A 16,340-nucleotide genomic window follows, 5' to 3' on the forward strand; every position below is an offset into this window, starting at 1 on the left:
GATCCTCCTTTAAAAATGGCATTGATAATGGCTATATTTCTCGATACAACGCTTTGCCCGTTCTCGGTCTTTTTCATTTTGGAACGTAATCTGCAAAATCCCCATGATGTCCTCGCGTGTTTCTAGAATTTTAATATTGATCAAACTAATTTCTTCTTGCGCCAGAAAACCGGTAACTTCTGAAATGACCCCTGGATAATCGGGAACGTCTACAAAGAGGTCGTAGAAAGACGGAATCGCGCCTTCTTGGTGCACCGGCAACGAGTCGCGAAACTCTTTTGCTGTATCAAAAAATTGATAAATCGCTGTGCTATCTTCTCGCTCTAGCATGTCAATCGCCTCATTCATGCCATCGCGCCAGTTTCCAAGCAATTCACGTAAGGTTTCTTTATTGGAAAGCGAAATATCTGTCCACATCGTTGGATCAGAAGAGGCAATCCGTGTTATGTCCCGAAAGCCACCCGCGGCTAACCGAAACGCAGCAGGATGCTCTTGCGTGAAATCACTCGTCTGGTTGACAAGTGCCGCCGCCACGATATGCGGCAAATGGCTCAGCATACCTGTAATATGGTCATGCTCCTGCGCCGATAACTCTAAAAACTTAGCATTCGTGCCTTCCAGCCAAAATCGTAGCGCCGCGACATGCTTCGGATCTTCCTCAGCGCTTGGCGTTAATAAATAATAGGCGTTCTCAAACAACAACGATTTCGCCGCCGTCACGCCACTTTTATGAGAACCAGCCATCGGATGCCCACCGATAAACGTATAACCAGCTTCTTGAACAGCCGTCGCATGCTCCATCACACGCATTTTCGTACTTCCCGTATCTGTAATCAGCAGATCTTTTTTCAGCGGATAGGTTGGCAATTCCGCCAAGAAGCGTTCTGTTTGTTGCACTGGACAACAAAAAATGAGTAGATCAGCGCGCGCAACAACGTCCGCTAAATTCGTCGTTCCTTCATCGATGATACCAAGCGAATCTCCTGATAAAATCGTCTGTTCTGAAATATCGACGCCAATAATATGTGCCTGCGGATGTCTCGCACGAATACAAAGTGCGATAGATCCCCCAATCAGACCAAGTCCGACGATAACGACTGTTCCTTTCATCTCAAAAACCCCTTACTTCACTAATTCTTGTAACAATGCGATCACCGCTGCGTTCTGAGCTTTCGTTCCCACCGTTATCCGGACTGCCGTTGGAAAGCCGAGCGCCGAACCAGAACGCACGATATAGCCGTTCTTTTCTAAATAGCCGAAAACCTCATCAGCCGGCTTACCAATATCCACTAGCACAAAATTTCCTTGTGACGGATATACAAAAACAGCTTCATTTTTTGCCGCAAACGTTTCGTATTGTTTTCTTCCAGCAGCATTCTCTATCCGACACTTTTCAATGAAAGCTTGATCAGCTAGTGCGATTTGCGCCAACTTTTGCCCCATTGTTGTGGTATTAAACGGCGGACGCACAATATTGATTTGGCTGATAATCGCAGCGTTTGCGATACCATACCCGACACGCGAGCTTGCTAATCCATAAATTTTGCTAAATGTGCGCGTGATAATCAGGTTTTCAAATTCGTAAATCAGCGCTGTGTGCGTCTCTGATTGCGGTTCGACGTACTCGATATACGCCTCATCCAACACAACAAGCACATCTTTTGGAACTTGATGCAAAAAGGTAACAATCTCGTTCAGCGCTATGTAATTCCCGGTTGGATTATTCGGGTTGCAAAGCCATACGATACTTGTTGTGTCATCAATAGCTGCTAGCATCGATGGTAAATCATGGTCGCCGTTCTCTGTTAGTTCAATTTCACGCACTTCTGCGCCTTCAATACACGCATTCTGACGATACTGCGGGAATGTCGGTGTTGCCATGACAGTGCTCGTTGCCGGAGATAAGAGCGTCCGCGACAAAAGCGCGATTAATTCATCGACACCGCTTGTAAAAACAAGTTCCTCCTCTTTCACACCGTGATACGTTGCAAGTTGCGTCCGTAAGTCTGACGCCCAACCATCCGGATAAATCTCAAGGCTCACATCCACTTGCTCCAAATAAGTTGCTACTTTTTTCGAAACACCATGTGGATTTTCATTCGAAGATAGCTTTGTGATTTCTGTAAGGCCTAGTTCCGCCATGACTTGCTCTTCCCGCTTGCCGGGTTTATAAGAATGCAATCCTGTTAATGTCGATTTCCATTTCATCGTTCCCGCTCCTCTCTACTCCGCCAAATCTGGTCGCAAAACGCGTGCACCTTCTAAATAAACATGTACGATATCTTGTTGCGCCATTTCGCCGACCTCGGCGCTCACCATTAAACGAATACACATCGCAAGCGCACCTGGAACCGGAATTTCCGTCACGCCCATGATCGGCACATATTGGAAACCTGCAAGTTCGCGAATAGGCTTAGCCGGAAATGCCGCATCAATATCACTCGTCACCGATACCAGCACCGATGAAATAGCTTCGGGGGTTACGTTGTTTTTCGTCACAATCGTCTCAAATAGGGCTACCGAAGCCTGGTAAATTGCTTCTGGCGTGTTTTCCGTCACCGTTGTTGCTCCTCTAATACCTCTAATCATGCTTGTCCCTCCTGACTAAGTCGTCTAAACGTTTCTGCTATCACATCATCCGATACTTTTTGAATTTGCGGTTTGCCGATTTCTTCAAGCAAGATCATCGTAATTTCATTGAACGCCGTTTTTTTATCGTGCTTCATATTTTCTAACAATACATCGAAGTCTAGGCCTACTGGCAGCTGCACATCGTACCCCAATCCTGCTAGCCATGTTAACAGCGCCTCTTTATCAAAAGTAAGACCGAGCAACCGTTCACTCATATCTAGCGCGTAAATCATCCCAAATGTAATCGACTCGCCGTGAAGCCATTTGCCAAACTCACCGTATGCTTCAATGGCGTGCCCCATCGTATGTCCAAAATTAAGAAACGCACGCACACCTTGCTCTGTCTCATCTTGTGATACGATCGCTGCTTTTATCTCGATGCCACGTGCCAAATAAGGCGTTAAATCTACGCGATACAGATCCATTGGCACTTGGTATGTTGCCATTAATTCCACGAGTAAAGCAGGGTCTTGAATCAGCGCATGCTTCACCAACTCTGCGAAACCCGAGCGCATTTCACGCTCAGAAAGCGTACCGAGTAAAGACGTATCATAAATCACTGCTTCTGGTTGATAAAAATTCCCCACCATATTTTTGCCGAGCGGATGATTAATCGCTACTTTTCCTCCGACTGCACTATCATGCGCCAAAACTGTCGTTGGGATTTGATAAAACGCGATGCCTCGCATATATGTGGCGGCAACAAACCCACCAAGGTCACCAATCACACCTCCGCCAAAAGCAAGCAACACCGACTTGCGATCCAAACCAACTTGAATCGCTTTTGTCATCGCATCTTCATATACTGCAAACGTCTTAGCAACTTCACCGGCAGGCGTCACATAGTACGACACATTCGGAAGAGGCGCTAGTAGCTCATCGATTTTTTCCATATGCGATTTCGCCACATTTTCATCCGTCATCACAAACACTTTCGAAAATCGGCCAAGTTCAGCGAGTAGATGCTCCGCCTGCTCATATAACGCATTTTGGCTAATATAGACTGGGTATACTTTATCCTTCGTCGTTACAGTGATTTCTGCCATCATTAAAACTCCTTCGTCATTGCGCGATGCTCTTCCACATGCGCCCGAAGCACATCAAAACGATCGCTATCAAATTTGTCTAACACTGCTTGCGCTACTTCCCATGCCACAACGGCTTCTGCCACAACGCTTGCCGCAGGAACCGCGCAACTATCAGAACGCTCCACGCTCGCATTAAAGACTTCCTTCGAATCAATGTCTACACTTTGAAGCGGCTTATAAAGTGTCGGAATTGGCTTCATGACACCGCGAACCACGATCGGCATTCCATTTGTCATACCGCCTTCAAAGCCACCAAGATTGTTCGTACGTCTCGTATAGCCGTCTTCTTCCGACCACAGAATCTCATCCATAACTTCACTGCCCGGTTTGCGTGCCGCCTCAAAGCCCACACCGAACTCCGCACCTTTAAATGCATTGATACTCACGATCGCCTGTGCAATTTTGGCATCCAGTTTCCGATCCCACTGCACGTAGCTTCCAAGTCCAGCCGGCACACCGCCAACCACGACTTCGACTATACCACCAATTGTGTCACCGTTTTTCTTCGCGTCATCGATTTTTTGCTTCATTTCCTCTTCTTTAGCCGTATCCAAACAACGCACCGAAGACGCTTCGGAAATCTCTTGGATCTCCTTAATGGAATAATCTCGCGTCAACTCTGCACGTATGCCGCCAATTTCCAGCACATGTCCTGCAACTTCGATTCCAAGTTCAAGTAACAGCTTCTTCGCAATCGCACCAGCAGCTACACGCACCGTTGTTTCACGTGCTGAAGAACGCTCCAACACATTTCGCATATCACGATGCCCATATTTCATTCCACCAACCAAATCCGCATGGCCTGGGCGTGGACGCGACACTTTACGCGACGCTTCTTTCTCCGCTGGAACTGGTTCAATACTCATCACCGTTTCCCATTTTTTCCAATCTTTATTTTCGACAAAAATCGCAACAGGCGATCCCATCGTTTTTCCATGACGAATCCCCGCAGAAATTTGCGCGCGATCCGTTTCAATCCGCATTCGTGCTCCCCGTCCGTGCCCACCTTGACGTCTTGTTAATTCTTTATTAATATCCTCCGCTAAAAGAGGCATCCCTGCTGGTAAGCCCTCAATAATTGTCGTAAGTCCTGGACCATGCGATTCTCCCGCCGTTAAATATCTCATTTTCTTTCCTTCCTCTCTATGCTTTTTTATATTATAACTCAAAATAGTTTAGCGCTTTAAAGTATATGTGTAATATCATATCATAATTCCTCCGTTGCGTAAACAGGGAAAACGAAAGCACACGAGAATTTCCCATGTGCTAGCCTATTCCTTATCCAATTTATAACCACACATCGATGGCCTTCTCATATGATAGTAGCTCTGCATCATTAAAAAATAGCCCTATTTCACGTTTGGCACTTTCGACTGAATCCGAACCATGAATCACATTCCGATTCATATGTACCGCAAAGTCTCCGCGAATTGTTCCTTGTTCAGCCTCTAAAGGGTTCGTTTTCCCCATCATTAAACGCGCCATCGCAACCGCTTCGTCACCTTCCCAAACCATGGCAAATACTGGACCCGATGTAATAAAAGCCAACAAATCTGGAAAAAAAGCCTTACCGACATGTTCTGCATAATGCTGTGTTGCCAATGCTTCATCGATTCGCATCAGCTTTGCGCCAACGAGTGTCAATCCTTTTTTCTCCAAGCGCGACACGATCTCACCGATTAACCCGCGCGCGACACCATCCGGTTTTACCATCACATACGTTCTTTCCATGCCTCTACCTCCTAGTATTTTCGCTTGTCCAAAAATTGCACGATTTGCTTTAATGGCTTGAGTTCTTTTGCTGGCGGAAACTCGTCTAGAATAGCGACCGCTTTTTGCAAATAGCTTTCTGCAATTATTTCCGACTTCTCAATAGCACCTGATGCCCTCACCGCTACAATAAATGCCTGCATCTCTGCTCTTTGCGTCTCTTCTGTGATTTGATGTAAACGCGACTTCAAAGCCTCATCCTCCATCGCGAAAAAGACTGGCAAGGTAATATTACCCTGGCGTAAATCCTCCCCAGCCGGCTTACCGAGCGATTTCTCCGACCCTGTAAAATCTAAAATATCATCCGTTATTTGAAATGACATGCCAACATAATAACCAAATAAGAAAAGCTTCCTGTGTAGTTTCGGATCCAGTTGCGCCACGATACCGCCCAATTGACAACTAGCCGCAATCAAAAGTGCCGTCTTACGCTTAATTCGCCGCAGATAGGTTCGCACATTTTGATTAAAATCGTATTTGGCCCGTAGTTGCTCGATCTCCCCAACTGCGAGTTCCACGGTTACTTTGGAAAGTACACGATGCGCTTCTGGGTCCGCGATTTTGGTCATGTATTCCAACGATTTCGCAAACAAAAAATCTCCCGTATACATCGCAACATGGTTTCCCCATTTTGACTTAATCGTCGGTCGACCACGCCTTACATCCGCATCATCTACCACATCATCATGCACAATCGACGCCATATGTATTAATTCAACCGCTACAGCCGCTTGCTCTACTTGATTCCACTGAAACTGACCGAGGCGCGCTGTTAAACAAACAAAAATCGGTCTAATTCGCTTGCCCCCAGCAGCTAAAAGTTGTCGTGCAGCCTCCTCAATCAGCGGTGCCTGCTCGGATGCTACAGCTACTTGCAACTCGTCCTCAATCGCCGCTACATCCGCCTGAATATTAGAATATAGAAAATTAAGTTTCATCTGCCCCACCTATTGTTCTTTCTTTTTGTACCCAAAATGCGTCGCACTTGCTCCACCACTATGTGGAACGTAGCGAACATGGTCAAATCCAGCTTCTTGAAACATATCTGCTAACTTTTTCATTCCAGGAAATGCTCGTGTCGATTCTTCTAGCCAAGCATACTCTTCATAACTTTTCGCAAATAATTTGCCCATTAACGGCATCATATGGCGGAAATAAAAGAAAAACAGTTGGTTATATCCTGGAATCGTCGGTGTCGAAGTATCCAGGCAAGTCAATAATCCGCCTGGCTTTAAGACGCGATGCATCTCGCGTAACACGGTCATATAATCTGGTACATTGCGCAAACCAAAGCCGATCGTCACATAATCAAAGGAACTATCCGCAAACGGCAATACCATCGCATTTCCGTGCATCAGCGTAATATTCGAAAACGGCGATTCCAGCACTTTCTCCTGCCCAACTGCCAACATATTCTCACTAAAATCAAGTCCGATAACAGAACCTGTCTCACCGACCGCATCCGCCATCATGAGCGTCCAATCAGCTGTACCACAACACACATCAAGCGCCTTCGTGCCTTGCTTTACACGCATGAACTCCATCGTTTTTGCACGCCATTTTTCATGTAGGTGGAAACTAATCAAACTGTTCATCCGGTCATAGCTAGGAGAAATTTTTTCAAATACACTGTGCACTTTTTCTTCTTTCGTTTCTATCCTATCCATCATTTCTCCTCCACCTGTCCGAGTAGTTCTTGCAAGCGTTTCTCTGCCATTTCAGAAATCACTAGCCCGACCATATTTGCCTTTATTTCACCCTTCACAGTCACAATCAAATCCTCCAACCACGCCTTGAAATCAGCCTGTGCATTCAGCGCCATATAGCCATGTTCGTAAGCTGTTTTAAAAAGTGATTCCCCACTCACCTGAAAATTCCCGCGCTCTCTTAAAAGATATGTCAGCAAAATCGTGTGTGTGGCAACATGAACGAAGGCCCCCTCACATCCAAAATAGGTCGCAAACTTCGCAAAAATCGCAGCCTTTGACATCACCAAGTGCGCCAAATAATCTTCATCACCCGTGATATGCAACTGATAAAGATTCACTTTCGCCTCATTGGTTTCCTGCACACCACGCTGCAAAGCCGCCAAAAGATCAATCATTTCAAACTCCGACAACGTCCGGTAATACAGACTACTGTAAAAGTCTCCAGCAAGAACAGTCAGCTGTCTTTCCTGCGATGTTTTTTGCAAATGGTCCTTCGGTTCATCAATCAAGTCATGCGTATCATGAGCTAAGATAACATACAGCGTTGCACTGATTACTTGATGTGCCACCTCGTCTTCTAAATCCGATCCCTTGATCGCCTCATGTAGCCATAACATTTGATCCCTATCCACCTTTGGCCCATCAAAATTATCGCCTAGAAAACGATAAGCTGTCCGATCCAAAACAAGGGCCTCTACTTGTTTCAACTGCGCTACGCCACCCTGATAACTCATTTACAAAATCCCCTTCAAATCTCGTTTATCTTGTGCTCTAAATTATACCATAACAGCTATAAAAACCGCTAGCCCATCTAATTCTTAATTAACGACATAACCTCACTACGCAATTTATCATCATTGCGAAAAGCACCACGAACAGCACTTGTCACCGTCTTCGCACCTGGTTTATTCACACCACGAATCGTCATACACATATGCTCTGCTTCCACAATAACCATGACGCCCAACGGTTTTAATTTGTCCATCATGATCTCAGCAACCGTCGTTGTAATACGCTCCTGCAGTTGCGGACGCTTACTCACGTCATCCACCACACGCGCCAACTTGCTAAGACCAGCAACCCGACCATTCTGCGGTAAATAAGCCACGTGTGCCACACCAAAAAATGGTACTAAATGATGCTCACACATGGATGAGAATCGAATGTCTTTTACTAATACAAGCTCCTCGTGCTGTTCCTCAAAAACAGTATCAAAATGTATCGAAGGATCTTTTTTCAATCCTGAAAATACTTCTTCGTACATTCTCGCCACACGCATTGGTGTATCAAGGAGCCCCTCGCGTTCAGGATTCTCCCCAACTGCTTCCAATATAACCTTTACTGCATCTGCAATTTTCTGTTTATCTATTTGCTCCATTATAATTATAATCCCCTTTACAAACCCGTCGTTATCTACCTCGTTATTTTAACATAGCAAGTAAACGAGGTAAACGTTAATCACTCATAGTCTTGTCGCTGCGACGGATAAATTGGCGGCGAGCGTTCGCATTCTGCAAGTTTAGCGGGCTTTCCGGCTCTATTACACAAGTATAGTTGCGTGTCATTTCTCGCATAACCATAGAAACGTAGCGTCTCCCTTTAGCCCTTCATTGGAGAGGTTAACTTGTGAAATAGTTAACTTGTTTTGAGACGACAAAAAAAGGAATTCCGGGGAACTCCTCTTTTTGTGCTTAAAAAGTGTATGTAATTATTTAACAGCTTCTTTAAGCGCCTTACCTGGTTTGAATGCAGGAACTTTGCTTGCAGGAATGTCAATCTCTTCCTTTGTACGTGGGTTGCGTCCTTTACGGGCAGCACGCTCACGAACTTCAAAGTTACCAAATCCGATTAATTGAACTTTTTCACCTTTAGATAAAGAAGTTTGGATAGTTTCAAAAACAGCTTCTACAGCTTTAGCAGCGTCTTTTTTAGAAAGATCTGCAAGTTCTGCTACGCTATTTACTAAATCAGTTTTGTTTGCCATTGTTTTTTCACCTCCTTAAGAGAATAATACCAAATGAGCAGGTCTTCCTTAACACTTGTATTATCCATTTTCCAAAATAAGCTAAACTTGTATGGAAATTCTAAGAAGAATTTCGGCTGGAATGGCATTTTAATGCCGTTTCAGTGATTCTGATAAAAGATTATCACATTATCCTTACAACTGCAAGGATTTAGAAGCAAAAAGCCTTGTTTTTTACAAAAAAGATTTTCTTGAATACTTCTAGTCCTAGTTCTGGAAACGTGATAGTATCAAGCTGTTAAGCATAATACTAACGCGAGAGACCTATAATAGCAAGTAAAAACACACCAAATAGGAAAAATAGTTCAAATTCCTTAAAAAACGAGCAAAAATCAGCGCTTTTGCCTGACAACTCTAGGTTTCAACTACTATTATCCTTCTAACATCATAGATTGAAATTTCGCCTTTTTTGTAGCGGTGATTCCAATTCCTTTTTCTAAATAGGCATCTACAGAACCATATTCTTTTTTCATTTCGTCAAACGCAATCTCTAAATAAGCCGGCTTCGCTTCTGCCATCGGTCGGAAATTCTCCAGTTTGATTTCTTGCTTGCTACCCGAAAATGCTTCCACAAGACCAGCCATTTCTCCTAATATCGCGTCGGCGTACTGGTTTGTAAGCTCGTAATCCGCTAAAATCGTTTCTTCTGGAACATCTAGTAGTTTTAATAAAAGTGCCCCTAAAACGCCTGTACGGTCTTTTCCCGCCGTGCAATGAAATAGAAACGGGAGTTCCGCACGATCGATGATATCCTCTAAAATTTCACGAAAACCGTCTTTTGAGCGAACAAAGACACGATAGCTTTCTCCCATCAACGGTTCATATACACGATGATCATCTGGGAAGTCCATCTTTTGAGATTCTTCTGGTTCATTTTTTGCGGTACCAATTGGAATGTGACGATTTTCGGTGGCAGGTATGCTTGGTGTCGGTTTTGCCGCAATCTCAGATGTACTGCGCAAATCGCAAATCCACTTAATTCCCATGTTTTCAAGCGCGTTTTTATCCGCAGATGTCAGATTGGTGAGCAAGGAAGAGCGATAGAGTTGCCCCCATTTCACCGTTTTTCCTGCAGTATTTGTGTAGCCTCCTAAATCGCGAAAATTAAAGCATCCTTTGAGCGGAATAATCCGTTCCCCAATCACGTCGCTCGTTCCATCCGGTTTTTGTATCGTGAAAAACACGGGAAGATCTTCCGTGACTAAGAGTAGCTTGTTTTCTTTTGTCACGGTTAATAATTGTTTTTTGGATGCGCTCGGTTGTAACGAATGGCTCTGATAGATGACAGAACCTGCTGGAATATCATCCAATGCCCACGTTAGCGCCAACTGATTTCCTGTTCTTTCTGTTTGTATCATCATTTGTCCCTCCAAATTGTATCATTCCACACCTCTATCTTAGCACAAAACAAAAATAAAACCTTCCATGAGCAAGAGGCCCATAAAAGGTTTGCTATTCAATATTCTTCTTTTTCTAGTTTGCGGTCGCGACCCATAAGGCGGTCTACGGCAACCTTAGGATCTTCTTTTTCAAATAATACTTGATAGATTGCTTCGGTAATTGGCATGTCGATCTGAAGCTTTTGTGCCCATTGGTGAACAGCTTTTGCCGTACGCACACCTTCAACAACCATTCCCATATTTTCAAGCACACGCTCTAGGCTTTCACCTTTACCTAGCATATTTCCTGCACGCCAATTCCGTGAATGGACACTCGTACACGTGACGATTAAATCACCAATACCCGTAAGCCCGTAAAACGTTTGCGGATCAGCACCAGCAGTAACACCCAGTCGTGTAATTTCCGCCATACCACGCGTCATAAGCGCCGCTTTGGCATTATCACCATAGCCAAGCCCATCTGTAATACCTGCGCCTAGTGCGATAATATTTTTCAAAGCACCGCCGATTTCTGCACCGATAACGTCTTCGTTCGTATAAATGCGTAAATTATTATTTAAAAAGGCATCCTGAACGATTTCTGCTGCTTTCAAATCTTTAGAACTCGCACAAAGCGTTGTTGGATGGTGACGTACAACTTCCTCGGCGTGACTCGGCCCAGAAAGAACGACGAGCGCAGAACGTTTCTCAGGCATGATTTCTTCTTCAATCACTTGTGTCATACGCAAATTTGTATCTGGCTCGATACCTTTACTTACGTGTACGAGCAATGTGGGCTCTTTTAAGGCCTTATTTAATTGACTGCAAACAATCCTCATAGCACTTGTTGGAATCGCGATAACGACCATCTGTGCGCCTTCTAAAGCTTCCTCCAATACAAGCGTTGCCCGCATTTTTGGCGAAAGCGTCATATCAGGAAGATAATGTTGATTGGTGTGCGTCGTGTTTAGCTCATCAACCACTTCGGCGTGATTTCCCCAAATAACAACATCATGCCCATTCTCGATCAAAACTAAGGCTAAACCTGTGCCCCAACTGCCAGCACCAAGCACAGCAATCTTTTGTTTTTTCGTCATTAAATTTCGCTCCTTTTATTTTCGTTGTCTTGCGATTAGTCGAATTGGTGTGCCATCAAACGGGAAGGCTTCGCGAATTCGATTTTCTAAGAAACGTTCGTAAGAGAAATGCATCATTTCGGGTTCATTGACAAAGACTACAAACGTTGGTGGTCTTACTGCAACCTGCGTGGTGTAATAAATCTTCAGACGCTTACCTTTATCCATTGGTGATGGGTTCATCGCCACAGCATCCATGATAACATCGTTTAAGAGACTGGATTGCACGCGCAAGGAATGGTTATTGCTGATATCATTAATCATTGGGAATAGGTTCGTCAGGCGTTGTTTCGTTACCGCCGACACGAAAACAATCGGTGCGTAAGATAAGAATAAGAACTGTTCACGAATATCCTGAATAAACGCGTTCATCGTCTTCTCGTCTTTTTCAATTGCATCCCATTTGTTGACAACGACCAAAATACCGCGTCCTGCTTCGTGTGCATAGCCTGCAATTCGTTTATCTTGCTCGCGAATTCCTTCTTCGGCATTTAGCACGACTAAAACAACGTCGCTTCGTTCAATCGCTCGCATCGCACGTAAAACACTATATTTCTCCGTGGATTCATAGACTTTCCCACGTTTACGCATACCCGCTGTATCGATCATGACGTATTCTTGTCCCTCAAATTCATACGGGGTATCAATCGCATCACGCGTCGTTCCAGCAACATCAGAGACAATCACTCGTTGCTCGCCTAAAAGAGCGTTCAAAATAGATGATTTCCCGACATTTGGACGACCAATAAGAGAGAATTTGATGACATTTTCATCGTATTCTTCTTCATCAAGCTCTGGGAACTTCTTGAATACTTCATCCAATAAATCACCTAGCCCTAAACCATGAGATCCTGAAATAGGAAACGGTTCGCCAAATCCTAAGGAATAGAAATCATAGATTTGATCGCGCATTTCTGGATTATCGACTTTATTAATCGCTAAAACAATCGGTTTTTTTGACCGATACAAAATTTTGGCCACTTGCTCATCAGCATCCGTGACACCTTCACGACCATTTGTAATAAAAATAATGACATCTGCTTCATCGATCGCGATTTCTGCCTGCGCTTTAATTTGCGCTAAAAATGGCTCATCTCCTAAATCGATTCCACCTGTATCTATAATATTAAAATCACGTCCAAGCCAATCAGCCGAATTATAAATCCGGTCCCGTGTGACACCTGGAATATCCTCCACAATCGAGACACGTTCGCCAACGATGCGGTTGAAAATAGTGGATTTGCCGACGTTCGGACGACCGACAATTGCTACTACTGGTTTAACCATTATTTCACCTTCTTTTTCTTTAAATTACTTAAGACTTTCTTTAGTTTAACAGTAAACGCATCCAGTATCAACTTAAATTTCACAAATAAAAAACGGGGAGCCAGTAACACGTAAACAATACGTGGTATTGGCTTCCCGCTCTGGCGGATAAAAAAGTTTGATAATGATTCGCTTATTTATCGTCGGTCGTTTTTAGATTTTTTAGTTTGTCACCAATTAAGTCACCTAGTTGGAAACCAGTGTTTTCTTCTGGCAGCTCATAATCGGTTACTTCCGCAGGCGCTTCTGTTAGCTCTTTAATGCTAAGCGACAAGCGTTTGTCTGCTTCGTTGACGTCGAGTACTTTCACTTCGATCTCTTGACCTTCTTTTAGAACTTCTTGTGGTGTACCGATATGTTGGTGAGAAATTTGCGAAATGTGAACAAGTCCTTCCACACCAGGGAAGATTTCAACAAAAGCACCAAATGTAACAAGTCGTGCTACTTTTCCTTTTAAAACGGAACCGACTGGCGCTTTTTCTGAGATATCATCCCAAGGGCCTGGTTGTGTCGCTTTAATGGATAAAGAAATACGCTCATTCGCCGGGTCTACACCGATAACTTTTACCTTCACGGATTGACCTTCTTCTAAAACATCGGATGGCGCTGCGATATGTTGATACGAGATTTGGGAAATGTGAACCAAACCATCAATACCATTCATATCCACAAATGCACCGAAGCTCGTTAGGCGTTGTACTGTACCTTCCACAACGTCACCTTCTTTGATTTCATTTAAGCGTTCTTGCTTCTTGCCGGATTTCTCTGCCTCGACAACAGCGCGGTGAGATAAAATCACGCGATTGTTCTCTGGCTCAAATTCCACTACTTTGAACGTCAATGTTTGATCTTTATACGATGCAAAGTCTTCTACGAAATGGTCTTCTACAAGCGATGCTGGCACGAATGCACGCACGCCTAAATCAACCACTAGACCGCCTTTTACAACATCGTTAACGACTGCTTCAAATACTTCTCCGGATTCAAATTTTGCTTTGATATCATCTACGGATTGAAGCGCGTCTATTTTACGTTTAGATAATACAAGTACGTCATCTTCTACTTTCAAAACGATTAAATCAAGTGTATCACCAACACTCGCAACATCAGATGCTTGCTCAATATGAACATTAGATAATTCACTGATTGGGACAACACCATCTAATTTGGAATCAGGGATACCAACATACACCTGTTTATCCTCTACACTAGTAACAGTACCAGTGACTTTGTCGCCTTCTTCAAAATTTCTAACTTCTACATCATTCAATTCTTCAGACATGTATAGCCCTCCTCTAAAAACGTTTATCGTAAGCTAGGATCTTCCTAAGATTGACTGTTCCAAGAAAAGAAAGCGCTCACCGCGCCAAAATAAGCATGAATACGACTTCAATCTAATAAGGTTAAAAAAATCCTAGTGACGAGATAAATTCTCTCTCTACTAACTTCCTACAAATGCGCTCATTTGTCAAGTTTTTTAAGTTGTTTTTGATGACTTTTTTTAAACGATCAAAAAAATAATTCGCAAGTATAGATTTTTATGATTATTGTATAGACTTAATGCTTGATTTTTGTTTGCGCTAAATCATAAATCGCGGTCGCTACTTCGGCAATGGTCATCGATGTTGTATCGAGCTCAATGGCATCTGCTGCTTTTTGCAAAGGCGAATGTTCTCTTGTGTAGTCTAGGTGATCGCGCTCCTCAATTTCCTTTTTCAGCTGTTCTAGATTGCTTGGAAACCCTTTTGATATATTTTCTTTATAACGGCGTTCGGCACGCTCATCTACACTTGCGAGTAAAAATATTTTTAGTTCTGCGTTTGGTAAAACCGCGGTACCAATGTCACGACCATCCATTACGATACCGCCTTCTTTGGCGAATACTTGTTGTCGTTTTTGTAATTCTTCACGGACAACCGGGTGGGCCGCAACCTCTGATACGTTAGCTGTTACTTCCAATGAGCGGATCACATCGGTCACATTTTCTGTACCGACGAACACTTGTTGCACCTCTCCAGGTTCAAAACGAATCGCGGTTTCAGCTAGCATATGGCCAAGCGCCACGGCGTCCCCGAGCGGAAGTTTTTGAAGTAGCGCGGCATAGGTTACTGCACGGTACATCGCTCCTGTATCAAGGTAAATATACTGTAATTCTTTCGCGACAATTTTTGCCACCGTGCTTTTTCCTGCAGCGGCAGGACCGTCAATCGCGATACAAATCTTGTTACTCATTTTCTCATTCGACTCCTTTATCTTATCTGAAATTGGTTTGGCAAATCTCTTCTTCCGCAGCAATTAAAACGGCCAATTTCATGCGTGCTTTTTTGCTATCGTAGTCTTTTCCAAGAATGACACCTTTTTTGTAAAGGTCATATGTGCTACCTTCGTAATCATAGGTTGTGTAAACATTGCCTTCTTCTGCGCTTGTGGAAATAACAATCGGAATCCCCGCAGCTAAAGCACGTTCAATTGCAGGCATCATCCGCGGCGCTACTTGGCCACGACCTACACCTTCTAAAACAATGCCATCTGCCCCAGCTTCACGCGCCGCATCAATAAATAACCCATCCGCTTCCAAGTAACATTTCACAATATAGATCGAAGGCATCGCACGTCTGATCGGATATGACTCATGCTCTACAGGCTTTTGATATAAAAAGACTTGATCGTTGTCGATGATGCCTAAATAACCAAAGCCAAAGGCGCTGAATCCTTGAATGTTGGAAGCATGTACTTTTTTGACGTATCGCGCCGCAAAAATACGTTCATTAAAAACAACCACCGTCCCTGTGTTGCGAAGTTCCTCCACACTTGCCGTATAGATGGCGTGCCGAATATTAATATACGCGTCCGTTCCAGCCTCGCCAGGCGCCCGTTGCGACCCTGTCACTACAACTGGCCTTGCATCACTAATCGCCAGATCAAGAAAGTACGCGGTCTCCTCCAACGAATCCGTTCCATGTGTTACTACGACCCCATCATATGTATCATCCTCAAAAATTTGCACTACCAAATCCTTCAGCGACAACAAATCTTGAAACGTAATGTGCATCGACGGCAACTGAAATGTCGAGAAAATATCAATCTGGATCTCCGCCGGCAATTCACATAGTGCAGCTAATTCCTGACCCGAGAGTTCTCCCGACGCCAATCTCCCCGACTCCGTTTTCGTACTTGCGATCGTTCCTCCCGTTGTAATCAAAGCTACTTTTGCCAAAAAAACACCTGCTTCCCAGAAAAAAATCGAGAAAAACGATATCGTGTCATTCTCGATTCTT

The 16,340-nt window shown here is 43.9% G+C and carries 17 protein-coding genes; all 17 read right to left on the reverse strand.

From position 1 onward, the window contains the following. Nucleotides 1-9 precede the first annotated feature (9 nt). The 17 genes from HCJ54_RS04620 to HCJ54_RS04700 all read right to left on the reverse strand — a co-directional run bounded on the left by HCJ54_RS04620 (nt 10) and on the right by HCJ54_RS04700 (nt 16,279). Entirely contained in the window at nt 10-1,110 is a 1,101-nt protein-coding gene (locus HCJ54_RS04620) for a prephenate dehydrogenase (protein ID WP_187136794.1), read from the reverse strand. Nucleotides 1,111-1,122: 12 nt separating this feature from the next. After that, entirely contained in the window at nt 1,123-2,208 is a 1,086-nt protein-coding gene (hisC, locus tag HCJ54_RS04625) for a histidinol-phosphate transaminase (RefSeq protein ID WP_187136795.1), read from the reverse strand. Nucleotides 2,209-2,223: 15 nt separating this feature from the next. Next, nucleotides 2,224-2,586: a chorismate mutase gene (gene aroH / locus HCJ54_RS04630; RefSeq protein WP_342354444.1), complete on the reverse strand. Its 363-nt coding sequence runs from the start codon at nt 2,584-2,586 to the stop codon at nt 2,224-2,226. Further along, nucleotides 2,586-3,677 carry a 3-dehydroquinate synthase gene (aroB, locus tag HCJ54_RS04635; protein ID WP_187136849.1) on the reverse strand — a complete coding sequence of 364 codons (1,092 nt, stop codon included), beginning with the start codon at nt 3,675-3,677 and terminating at the stop codon, nt 2,586-2,588. The genes aroH and aroB overlap by 1 nt, the downstream gene beginning before the upstream one ends. 2 nt (nt 3,678-3,679) lie before the next feature. After that, a complete protein-coding gene (gene aroC, locus HCJ54_RS04640; RefSeq protein WP_036064380.1) occupies nt 3,680-4,846 on the reverse strand; it encodes a chorismate synthase in 1,167 nt (388 codons plus the stop codon). Between the two features lie 160 nt (nt 4,847-5,006). Next, a complete protein-coding gene (ndk, locus tag HCJ54_RS04645) occupies nt 5,007-5,450 on the reverse strand; it encodes a nucleoside-diphosphate kinase (protein WP_187136797.1) in 444 nt (147 codons plus the stop codon). A gap of 11 nt (nt 5,451-5,461) precedes the next feature. Continuing rightward, nucleotides 5,462-6,427, reverse strand: a complete 966-nt coding sequence (gene hepT / locus HCJ54_RS04650) for a heptaprenyl diphosphate synthase component II (protein ID WP_187136798.1) — start codon at nt 6,425-6,427, stop codon at nt 5,462-5,464. Between the two features lie 9 nt (nt 6,428-6,436). Next, nucleotides 6,437-7,156, reverse strand: a complete 720-nt coding sequence (locus HCJ54_RS04655) for a demethylmenaquinone methyltransferase (protein ID WP_185408969.1) — start codon at nt 7,154-7,156, stop codon at nt 6,437-6,439. Beyond that, nucleotides 7,156-7,932: a heptaprenyl diphosphate synthase component 1 gene (locus tag HCJ54_RS04660; RefSeq protein WP_187136799.1), complete on the reverse strand. Its 777-nt coding sequence runs from the start codon at nt 7,930-7,932 to the stop codon at nt 7,156-7,158. The genes HCJ54_RS04655 and HCJ54_RS04660 overlap by 1 nt, the downstream gene beginning before the upstream one ends. Nucleotides 7,933-8,009: 77 nt before the next feature. Then, complete coding sequence (gene folE / locus HCJ54_RS04665; RefSeq protein WP_036064370.1) at nt 8,010-8,576, reverse strand: GTP cyclohydrolase I FolE; 567 nt, start codon at nt 8,574-8,576, stop codon at nt 8,010-8,012. A gap of 330 nt (nt 8,577-8,906) precedes the next feature. Then, nucleotides 8,907-9,182 (reverse strand): HU family DNA-binding protein, encoded by a 276-nt coding sequence (locus HCJ54_RS04670; RefSeq protein WP_003720260.1) that lies wholly within the window; start codon nt 9,180-9,182, stop codon nt 8,907-8,909. A 410-nt stretch (nt 9,183-9,592) separates the two neighbouring features. Further along, entirely contained in the window at nt 9,593-10,576 is a 984-nt protein-coding gene (locus HCJ54_RS04675) for a tyrosine-protein phosphatase (RefSeq protein WP_425324791.1), read from the reverse strand. Between the two features lie 101 nt (nt 10,577-10,677). Next, the gene (locus HCJ54_RS04680; protein WP_187136800.1) at nt 10,678-11,697 is read right to left on the reverse strand and encodes an NAD(P)H-dependent glycerol-3-phosphate dehydrogenase; all 1,020 of its coding nucleotides are present in this window, start codon (nt 11,695-11,697) and stop codon (nt 10,678-10,680) included. 15 nt (nt 11,698-11,712) lie between these two features. After that, a complete protein-coding gene (gene der, locus HCJ54_RS04685) occupies nt 11,713-13,023 on the reverse strand; it encodes a ribosome biogenesis GTPase Der (protein ID WP_181675195.1) in 1,311 nt (436 codons plus the stop codon). A 172-nt stretch (nt 13,024-13,195) separates the two neighbouring features. Then, nucleotides 13,196-14,344 carry a 30S ribosomal protein S1 gene (gene rpsA / locus HCJ54_RS04690; RefSeq protein WP_036064364.1) on the reverse strand — a complete coding sequence of 383 codons (1,149 nt, stop codon included), beginning with the start codon at nt 14,342-14,344 and terminating at the stop codon, nt 13,196-13,198. A 275-nt stretch (nt 14,345-14,619) separates the two neighbouring features. Next, complete coding sequence (gene cmk / locus HCJ54_RS04695; RefSeq protein ID WP_036064361.1) at nt 14,620-15,294, reverse strand: (d)CMP kinase; 675 nt, start codon at nt 15,292-15,294, stop codon at nt 14,620-14,622. Between the two features lie 22 nt (nt 15,295-15,316). Then, a complete protein-coding gene (locus HCJ54_RS04700; protein WP_185408975.1) occupies nt 15,317-16,279 on the reverse strand; it encodes an asparaginase in 963 nt (320 codons plus the stop codon). Nucleotides 16,280-16,340 lie beyond the last annotated feature (61 nt).

Source organism: Listeria grandensis (assembly GCF_014322885.1).
GTDB lineage: Bacteria > Bacillota > Bacilli > Lactobacillales > Listeriaceae > Listeria_A > Listeria_A grandensis.

Bases quoted from the DNA above. Each gene is read 5' to 3' on its own strand.
- HCJ54_RS04655 (WP_185408969.1), bottom strand. From the start codon at position 7,156: ATGGATAGGATAGAAACGAAAGAAGAAAAAGTGCACAGTGTATTTGAA.
- folE (WP_036064370.1), bottom strand. From the start codon at position 8,576: ATGGAGCAAATAGATAAACAGAAAATTGCAGATGCAGTAAAGGTTATA.
- aroC (WP_036064380.1), bottom strand. From the start codon at position 4,846: ATGAGATATTTAACGGCGGGAGAATCGCATGGTCCAGGACTTACGACA.
- HCJ54_RS04660 (WP_187136799.1), bottom strand. From the start codon at position 7,932: ATGAGTTATCAGGGTGGCGTAGCGCAGTTGAAACAAGTAGAGGCCCTT.
- aroB (WP_187136849.1), bottom strand. From the start codon at position 3,677: ATGGCAGAAATCACTGTAACGACGAAGGATAAAGTATACCCAGTCTAT.
- rpsA (WP_036064364.1), bottom strand. From the start codon at position 14,344: ATGTCTGAAGAATTGAATGATGTAGAAGTTAGAAATTTTGAAGAAGGC.
- ndk (WP_187136797.1), bottom strand. From the start codon at position 5,450: ATGGAAAGAACGTATGTGATGGTAAAACCGGATGGTGTCGCGCGCGGG.
- HCJ54_RS04620 (WP_187136794.1), bottom strand. From the start codon at position 1,110: ATGAAAGGAACAGTCGTTATCGTCGGACTTGGTCTGATTGGGGGATCT.
- HCJ54_RS04670 (WP_003720260.1), bottom strand. From the start codon at position 9,182: ATGGCAAACAAAACTGATTTAGTAAATAGCGTAGCAGAACTTGCAGAT.
- cmk (WP_036064361.1), bottom strand. From the start codon at position 15,294: ATGAGTAACAAGATTTGTATCGCGATTGACGGTCCTGCCGCTGCAGGA.
- hepT (WP_187136798.1), bottom strand. From the start codon at position 6,427: ATGAAACTTAATTTTCTATATTCTAATATTCAGGCGGATGTAGCGGCG.
- der (WP_181675195.1), bottom strand. From the start codon at position 13,023: ATGGTTAAACCAGTAGTAGCAATTGTCGGTCGTCCGAACGTCGGCAAA.
- hisC (WP_187136795.1), bottom strand. From the start codon at position 2,208: ATGAAATGGAAATCGACATTAACAGGATTGCATTCTTATAAACCCGGC.
- HCJ54_RS04680 (WP_187136800.1), bottom strand. From the start codon at position 11,697: ATGACGAAAAAACAAAAGATTGCTGTGCTTGGTGCTGGCAGTTGGGGC.